We start from the raw sequence: 7,521 nt of genomic DNA on the forward strand, positions 1-7,521 counted from the left end.
GGACAAGTAACCTCATGGGCGCGGCATGCAGGATTAACCGAGCCCAGCCGGTCATGAGTGCGGCCTTGCCGGGTCGGGCGATAGGCAGTCATGCCCTGCCCTTCCTGCGGGTCAAGCACTCCGAAAAAACATTTCCCCCATAAATGCTAGATCTTCCGTTGCCTTTTCGCGTCACAGGCCGTCAAACGCCCGGCCGTTCACAACAGTGATCCGGCAAGTGTTTGGCTGCGCGAGACGATGCTGCAGGGAGTCGTCCTGCATGGCACTTCGCTATGATGCTGCGGTGCCGTCTAACGGCGCCTCGTGCTTGAACGCACTGAACGGCCACCGCGATCAAAATCGATGGTTCGAGGACCGTTGATCATCACCCCGCCAGCCTCGATCTTGTTTGCCGCCACGAGAGCGACACAGAGACTGCTGGTGAAGATGCCCGCCTGCCCGCTATGTTCCGGATGGTTGACCATCCCGGATGGACCCATCGAGGGTGTCAAGGCGAGCATGAGCACAGGCGCGAACAGTTCACGGGCAGGCGCGACGGTGGCCGCAAAGCAACGTCGCGCCAGCATGCGATCTCAGCAGGATCGGCACCATCCTGTCAGGGAGCAATGCGAGTGGCTGGCTTAGCCGCTGCGACGCTGCCCGGCATCGCGTTCAATTGATCTGGCGCCTTAAATGCAGGAAGGCTTCGCGGCCGGTACGAGGCGCATCCCTCCTCCGAAGCAGCACGCCCAAGTATCATCACAAGCCCCGAGCGCCCGCGTTCGGCGATGTCCAATTTCCGACAATGTCGGAATACAGTCAGATCTGCTGGATTGACTTTAAATGGTTTTCTCATTTGGCACAGCGCATGCTGGTTATCCGGAAACACGTGACCGACCAACAAGAAGTCGCATGACACAACCGAAGCCATCCATGTCTGACGGGCTGCCCAGGATACCTACTGCGACCGCGCTTGCCCGGTGACGACCGCTCCGGCTCCGCCCGTTACCGACGAGGCAAAGTGACGGATTTCCTGCGTTTCAACGACATGGAGGTGGTTGTCATTCCCGCTGGGGGACAGACTCGGCCTGTTCAAGGCATTGCGCGAAGGCGGCAAGATGACGGCCACCCGTGCGCGAACTCAAGGAGCGCAGCCTGTATCGTGTATCAGGCAAATAGGCCGTCGGTCAGTGACCTTGACACAGGGGACATGCGCAAGGTCCTGAAGTTTGATGCAGCGATAGAAGGGTGCCAATGACAACAATAGCTTACAGGAACGGAACCATGGCTGGCGACGGCCGAGCCTTGGGTTTTGACTCAGTATCCGTCGGTGAGAAAACGAAGGTGTTTCGCTTATGCGACGGCACACTCATCGGCGTTTCCTCTTCGTCCTTGGGTATTCCAAAGGCCGTTCGAGACTGGGTTGAGAAGGGCATGGATGTTTCTGATATTCCTGTGCCGCGCAACGACGACAATTTTGAATTTGAGGCGCTGATAGTGCGCAAAAATGGGGAAGCCGTATTGTTGGACGGCAATTGGCTGCCAAGTGATCCCGTGAAAGGTGAATATTATGCCATCGGGAGCGGCAAGCAGTATGCTTTGGCCGCGCTGGTTTTGGGCAAGTCAGCTAAGGAAAGCGTCGAAGTTGCCGCGAAACTCGACGTTTGGACTGGTGGCACAGTCACTGCCATAACTCACTAAACCCGCCTTTCGGCGGGAGTGTGACAGTGCGAGCGTGGAAGTAGGGCGCCACCCCGGGGCACGTCGAGCCCTGTCATGTGAGCTGGTCCATAAGCGCGCGAAAGCGTCCAGTTGTGGCCAAAAGCACGATTTGCGACAGAACCGGCCCGCTTCTATGAGTATGGGCCGCTTTTTGCGGCCAGCGTGCTTGCCATCCTGCCGCCAGTGGCCGTCGCCTTCTTCTTCCAAGGTTACCTCGTCATGAAGTAGAGCACCACGATCTTGTCGGAGAGATCGGAAGGCGGACGGCCCTTCCGTCCGCGTCGGCCAGTTCGAAAGGCGGCGCGGCCTGCTCGTCGATCGCCTGGAAGAACCTCTCCGCGCTGTCCCTCATCTTGTCGAGATCGGCGCCCGGATGGTGGGCCAGCGCGGAGGTCCCGAGGATCAGCGCCAGAAATTGAATCGCAAGCGACGGTTTCGCTTTCATGGACAATGCATTCCGGTTGGGGGCGTTCGAGGGCTCCGCGGCTAGGATTGGTCTCACTGTGTCTGCTCCCGCTCCCGGCGGCTCATCTGCCTGATAGGCGCGTTCCCGCTCGGGCCATGTGCTTTTGATGAAGGCCAGAACGGCCCGGATCTCCTCGTCGGTGAGGACATTCCCGAAGCCCGGCATGTCGCTCTGGTAGCCGCCGCCGACGACCGCGGCCGGTCCCGGCGCCGGCATGCGTCCCGAAGGCAGCGGGCTTTCCAATCGCGCTGACCTTCGCCTGGCTAAAACCGTCTTGCCTAGCGCTATCGCCGCGGCCGGGGCGCGGCCATCCGGTTGGCGAGCCAAGGCAATGTCCAGACCAATCCGAGGCCTGCCGCGGCCACGCATCGATAAGAGGACCGACGCCCTTCTCCTTTGCCGCCGCTGGAGAACAGGTATTTGATCAGCGCGGCCGTCCCGAGGACGAGCACGACGACGACAAGCAGCCACACCAGGCCCGTGCCGAACATCATCATGCCGCTCATGCATTCCATCATCGAAGCCTCCTATTCCGTGGCGTAGATGCCGCCGGTCGCGTCAGACTTTCGGATTTCGAGAATCTCGAAGGGCGCTTCCTTCGTGCCACTCATGCCGGGGGAGCCCATCGGCATGCCGGGCAGCGTCATGCCCTTTGATGTCGGGCCGCTCGGTCAAGAGCTTGTTGACCGTGCCGACCGGCACATGGCCGCTCACCACATAGCCGTCGATGAACGAGAGAAGGCAGCCATCGGCTTCCGGCGGAATGCCCTCTTCGCGGCTCATGGCGAAAAGGTCGTGAGTCGGCCTTGACGGTGATTCCTGGAAGGCCGATTCCAAGGCGAGCTGGCTTGAAGGCCGCGGTCCGGATGGTCGACTAGGCAGCTTGGTTCCACGATCGCAATGCTTGATCGCTTCATTGCAGGCCATGGGCTCTCGCCCCCTCCTTTTGCCACACGAGGCGCCAGCTCACGTGTTGTTGTTGGCGTGCGCCCCGGCAACCGCTTTCACCAGCCGCTCCAGCGATCCCGCGCGCTCCAGCTCCGCAAAGAATGATGCGGCGTGACGCTACCCAGCCGGTGCTTCTCGGCCTTCCAATTAAACTGTCTCGACGAAAGAGCCGTCTCCGTTGCTCCGGTCTCGGTGTTGAGTTCTCTAAGGCTGCGCCACACCTTGGTCCCCACGCCGGCAAATGATCTCACTATGCAGCCCGTGCTCGCACGCTCTCAAACTAATTACCGCTGCTGCAACACGCCGCCTGGCGGCCTGCACCGAAAAGCCGACAGGGGTGCATCTGAATAGCCGTGAACCCAGGTCTCAAAGACCATCCGGCGCGACGAGCGGACGCACCGCACGTGTGACACCCGCCTTGTGGGGCAGGGTTGCCTTTCTCAATCCCGGCGTTGGTCGGCGTCCCAATGAGCAGCAAGCTATTATCGGCCGCCGAATCTTAGTGGCTTCGTCGAGAGCCTCAATCAACCAAGCGGCGAAAGCCCCGCTAGAGTCTCCGCCCGCCTGTCGCTATGAAGCAGTTGCAGCCAGCGCTGCTTCAGGCGCATGAACTCGCCCGATGCAATGATTTCCGTCGCCCTGGGTCTTTCGAAGGGCACTGTTTCTATTCCCTTCTTCTTCGGCGCGCGGCTTGATGCCGACATACGGTTTCTTGACCTGCCGCCTGAACTGGCTGCCGAAGCGGGTGCCCCGCCAGCGACCCCGACAATCCCCTGTTCCGCAACTGCTGAAGAGCCGACTGCGCTCGCATCCCGATATTGCGCAACGGCACTATGCCGACATTCTGGAGACCGCAGCCGCATGAGCCTCGAGATGTTCCGCCGACCGTCGACAAAGGCGTCCTCTCGCCTGCGTCCGCCATTTGTCAGTGCTCGATCTGATTGGGGAGACGCCGGTCGTCGAACTGAAGAGATTCGATACCGGCAGGTGTCGTCGCTTCGTCAAGATCGAAAGCCAGAATCCCGGCGGATCGATCAAGGATCGCATTGCGTTGTCGATGATCGTTAATGCCGAACAGCGTGGCACGCGCGGGGCGGTACAATCATCGAAGCGACCGCTGGCAACACAGGGCTCGGCCTGGCCATCTGGCGGCACGAAGCGCGTGATCGCGTGTCCAAAAGCTGACAGCGTCAGACAAATGTCAGGTTCATTACAACCAACATCTGGGCACTGACGAGGTTTTTCGAAGCAATGGGCGCTAACTGCGCGCTGAGCGCGTTGGCATGGCTTTTGAGACTGAGTGACTGTGACTGCACTCAATGGGGCAAGACGAGCGATGCGCTCCTCCCTGAACCCGTGTGCCGTCTCTGAGAGGAAACCAGCTCGTGCAGAAACCTTTGGAAATAGCTTTGGACCGCAACGTGGTATTGCAGATGGAGTCCCCGGCTCCTTCGATTAGAGTCGAGAACTGGCTGCATGGCGAGCCCCTCACGAGCTTTGAGCCCGGCAAGTGTACATAGTCGAATTTTGGGCAACTTGGTGCGGCCCATGTGTGGACGGGATGCCCCATCTGATCCAGCTGCAGGGCGTCGCCAGGCGCACCATCTGGACAGCAGGAACTGGACTATGGGCAAGGTAACAGGCTTTCTCGAAATCGACCGGCAGGTGCACAAGTACCAGCCGGCCTCCGACCGCATCCGGCATTTCCGCGAATTCACGCTGCCGATGTCCGACAAAGAGGTCGAGAAACAGGCCGCGCGCTGCATGGATTGCGGCATTCCGTTCTGCCATGGGCCGACGGGCTGCCCGATCCACAACCAGATCCCGGACTGGAACGACCTCGTCTACAATGGCGACTGGGACAATGCGATCCGCAACCTGCATTCGACCAACAATTTCCCGGAGTTCACCGGCCGCATCTGCCCCGCACCTTGCGAGGAAGCCTGCACGCTGAACCTCGAGGACATCCCCGTCGCCATCAAGACGGTCGAGCAGGCGATCGCCGACAAGGCTTACGAGACCGGCCATATCAGGCCCTATCCGCCGGAGAAGAAGACCGGCAAGCGGGTCGCCGTCATCGGCTCCGGCCCGGCCGGCATGGCGGCTGCCCAGCAGCTTGGCCGCGCCGGTCACGACGTCCATGTCTACGAGCGCGAAAGCCGGCCCGGCGGGCTGATGCGCTACGGTATTCCCGACTTCAAGATCGAGAAGCACTATATCGACCGGCGCATCGAGCAGATGCAGGGCGAGGGCGTGACCTTCCATTGCGGCGTCAATGTCGGGGTCGACAAGCCGGTCGCCGAACTGCTCGCCGAACATGATGCCGTGCTCTATTGCGGCGGTTCCGAAACGCCGCGCGCGGCCGGTATTCCCGGCGACGATCTCGGCGGCGTGCATGACGCGATGCCCTATCTGGTGCAGCAGAACAGGCGTGTCGGCGGCGAACCGATCCAGTCGGTGGCGTGGCCGTCGCATCCGATCCTCGCCGGCGGCCAGCATGTCGTCGTCGTCGGCGGCGGCGACACTGCCTCCGACTGCGTCGGCACCGCCTTCCGCCAGGGCGCGGTGCGCGTCACCCAGCTCGACATCCGGCCGCAGCCGCCGGAAAAGGAAGACAAGCTGTCGGTCTGGCCATACTGGGCGACGAAGATGCGCACCTCGTCCTCGCAGGCCGAAGGCGCCGAGCGCGAATTCCAGGTGGCGACGCTCGAATTCATCGGCGAGGAAGGCCAGCTGACCGGCGTCAAGTGCTGCGAGGTCGACGACAAGCGCAAGCCGATCGCCGGTACCGAATTCGTCATTCGTGCCGATCTCGCTTTCATCGCCATCGGCTTTGCCGGGCCGGCCGCGGCCGGTGTGGCGAGGGAATTGGAGGGTGAGATGAAGATCGCCACCGACAGCCGCCGCTCGCGCAATGTCGAGGCCAATGACCGCGACTACAAGACCAGCGTCGACAGGCTCTATGCGGCCGGCGACGTGCGTCGTGGCCAGTCGCTGGTCGTCTGGGCGATCCGCGAGGGCCGCCAGGCTGCGCGCGCGATCGACGAGGCGTTGATGGGGTCGAGCGTTCTCCCGCGCTGAGCCCGGCCTCAGAGCCGCGCTGCGAGACTAACGATTGATCGCGGTCGTGGTGTCGGTCGCGGCTGCGGCCTTCGGCGGCCAGGAGAAGTCGTCAGCGCGGCCGGGCGATGCAATCGGTGCCTTGCCCTCGACCACAAGCTTTTCACCGGGCAGGTCCGGATTGGCCTTAGCCGGCGGTGCCGCGCCAAGCAGCTCCGAGCCGCCGTCGAGTGCCGGATCGCTGAGCAGCATCGGCGCGGTGCGGTCGATGACGATGGGGGGCGCGGCCGGCGCCGGCGTCTCGACAGGGGCGCCCGCCGGAGCGGACGGTGTAATCATGCTTCCCGGCGCGGTCAGGCCGAGGATCTTCAGCAGCGGTTTTTCGGTGTAGAAGGCGAGCTTGCGCTTGCCCGCCTTCGAGATATTGATGCCGTCATCGGCGCGCAGCCGCACCGGCTGGCCGTTGATGTCGGGGCCGCTGGTGACGAAGGCGCCGTTCTCGTCGACAAAGCCGTCCCAGATATCGACGAATTCGCCGCCATGGCTTTCTGCGGCCTGATGGTAGATGTCGTTGAAGGCAAGCATATCCGAGGTCATCTTCGGCACCCGGAACGCCGGCATGCCGACCCAAAGGAAGGGGACCTTGGCCGCGGCGATGGCTTTGCCCAGCGCGTCGGTCCTGCGTTCATATTCCTTGGTCCAGTTCTCGGAACGTGGCTGTTCGCGCACGTCGCCCACCTTCATCGACTGGCGGTCGTTGGAGCCCAGCATGACGATCACGGCGGCGGGTTTTTCGGTCTCGATCAGCGATTTGATCTGTTCGGGCCAGTTGTAGAAATCATCGCGCACGAAGCCGGACGAGCCATTGCTGCGAACGACGATCCTGACGCCGGCATTCTCTGCGAAAGCGCTGTCGAGGCCTTCGGCGAGGCCGGCCGCCATGAAGTCGCCGACCACCAGGACGGTGCGCGCGTCCGGCGCCTTGTCGACCACCGGGATTTCCGGTTCCGCGGGCGGGCGCGGGGCGCGGGGTTTTTTCGCCTTGGGCCTGGGCCTCGGCTTCTGGATATCCAAGGGCGGCTCAATGCGCTCGCTGCGGCGCGGAAACAAAAGGTCGCGCAACGACCAGCCGCGGTTTTGCTGCTCCTGCGCCATGGCCGGCGCATGAAAGGCGCCAGCCACGCCGACGGCAAGCATGACCACGGCCAGGACGAGCACCGGCATGCGACGAACAAGCCCTGCGATGCGCGCAGCCGAAGCCAATCGTTTCCTCCGTCCCTTGGCGCAGTCCTGCCGAAAAACCGCATCGGTTTCTCGGCAAATGCCGCCCAACCAGATTGCTACAG

The 7,521-nt window shown here is 62.4% G+C and carries 5 protein-coding genes and 4 pseudogenes; 5 read left to right on the top strand and 4 right to left on the bottom strand.

Features of this window, described 5'->3' with window-relative positions:
* Positions 1–1,263 precede the first annotated feature (1,263 nt).
* Positions 1,264–1,680: a hypothetical protein gene (locus EN969_RS09185; RefSeq protein ID WP_063169404.1), complete on the top strand. Its 417-nt coding sequence runs from the start codon at positions 1,264–1,266 to the stop codon at positions 1,678–1,680.
* Between the two features lie 238 nt (positions 1,681–1,918).
* Here EN969_RS09185 and EN969_RS36715 read toward each other — a convergent pair whose 3' ends face one another.
* The 3 genes and pseudogenes from EN969_RS36715 to EN969_RS09200 form a co-directional block, all read right to left on the bottom strand.
* A complete protein-coding gene (locus EN969_RS36715; protein WP_244514239.1) occupies positions 1,919–2,410 on the bottom strand; it encodes a cytochrome c in 492 nt (163 codons plus the stop codon).
* 41 nt (positions 2,411–2,451) lie between these two features.
* On the bottom strand, positions 2,452–2,685 hold the full coding sequence (locus tag EN969_RS35910) for a hypothetical protein (protein WP_127312611.1): 234 nt from the start codon (positions 2,683–2,685) through the stop codon (positions 2,452–2,454).
* A 9-nt stretch (positions 2,686–2,694) separates the two neighbouring features.
* Positions 2,695–2,974: pseudogene (locus EN969_RS09200) on the bottom strand (DUF411 domain-containing protein); the annotation flags it as partial.
* A gap of 801 nt (positions 2,975–3,775) precedes the next feature.
* Here EN969_RS09200 and EN969_RS35915 point away from each other — a divergent pair.
* The 4 genes and pseudogenes from EN969_RS35915 to EN969_RS09220 all read left to right on the top strand — a co-directional run.
* Positions 3,776–3,980: pseudogene (locus EN969_RS35915) on the top strand (isopenicillin N synthase family oxygenase); the annotation flags it as partial.
* Between the two features lie 8 nt (positions 3,981–3,988).
* Positions 3,989–4,258, top strand: a pseudogene (locus EN969_RS09210) (pyridoxal-phosphate dependent enzyme); the annotation flags it as partial.
* Between the two features lie 278 nt (positions 4,259–4,536).
* Positions 4,537–4,700: pseudogene (locus EN969_RS09215) on the top strand (thioredoxin domain-containing protein); the annotation flags it as partial.
* Between the two features lie 41 nt (positions 4,701–4,741).
* A complete protein-coding gene (locus tag EN969_RS09220; RefSeq protein WP_127419080.1) occupies positions 4,742–6,196 on the top strand; it encodes a glutamate synthase subunit beta in 1,455 nt (484 codons plus the stop codon).
* Positions 6,197–6,223: 27 nt separating this feature from the next.
* Here the strand turns inward: EN969_RS09220 and EN969_RS09225 are convergent, their stop codons facing one another.
* Positions 6,224–7,438 (bottom strand): DUF459 domain-containing protein, encoded by a 1,215-nt coding sequence (locus EN969_RS09225; protein ID WP_063168949.1) that lies wholly within the window; start codon positions 7,436–7,438, stop codon positions 6,224–6,226.
* Positions 7,439–7,521: the final 83 nt, after the last annotated feature.

The organism is Mesorhizobium sp. M7A.F.Ca.CA.003.01.2.1 (genome assembly GCF_003998945.1).
In the GTDB taxonomy this organism is placed as follows: Bacteria; Pseudomonadota; Alphaproteobacteria; order Rhizobiales; family Rhizobiaceae; genus Mesorhizobium; species Mesorhizobium ciceri.

What these genes read in the sequence shown, in the direction of transcription:
- EN969_RS09185 (WP_063169404.1), top strand. Translation starts at nt 1,264, where the DNA reads ATGGCTGGCGACGGCCGAGCCTTGGGTTTTGACTCAGTATCCGTCGGT.
- EN969_RS35910 (WP_127312611.1), bottom strand. Translation starts at nt 2,685, where the DNA reads ATGATGGAATGCATGAGCGGCATGATGATGTTCGGCACGGGCCTGGTG.
- EN969_RS09220 (WP_127419080.1), top strand. Translation starts at nt 4,742, where the DNA reads ATGGGCAAGGTAACAGGCTTTCTCGAAATCGACCGGCAGGTGCACAAG.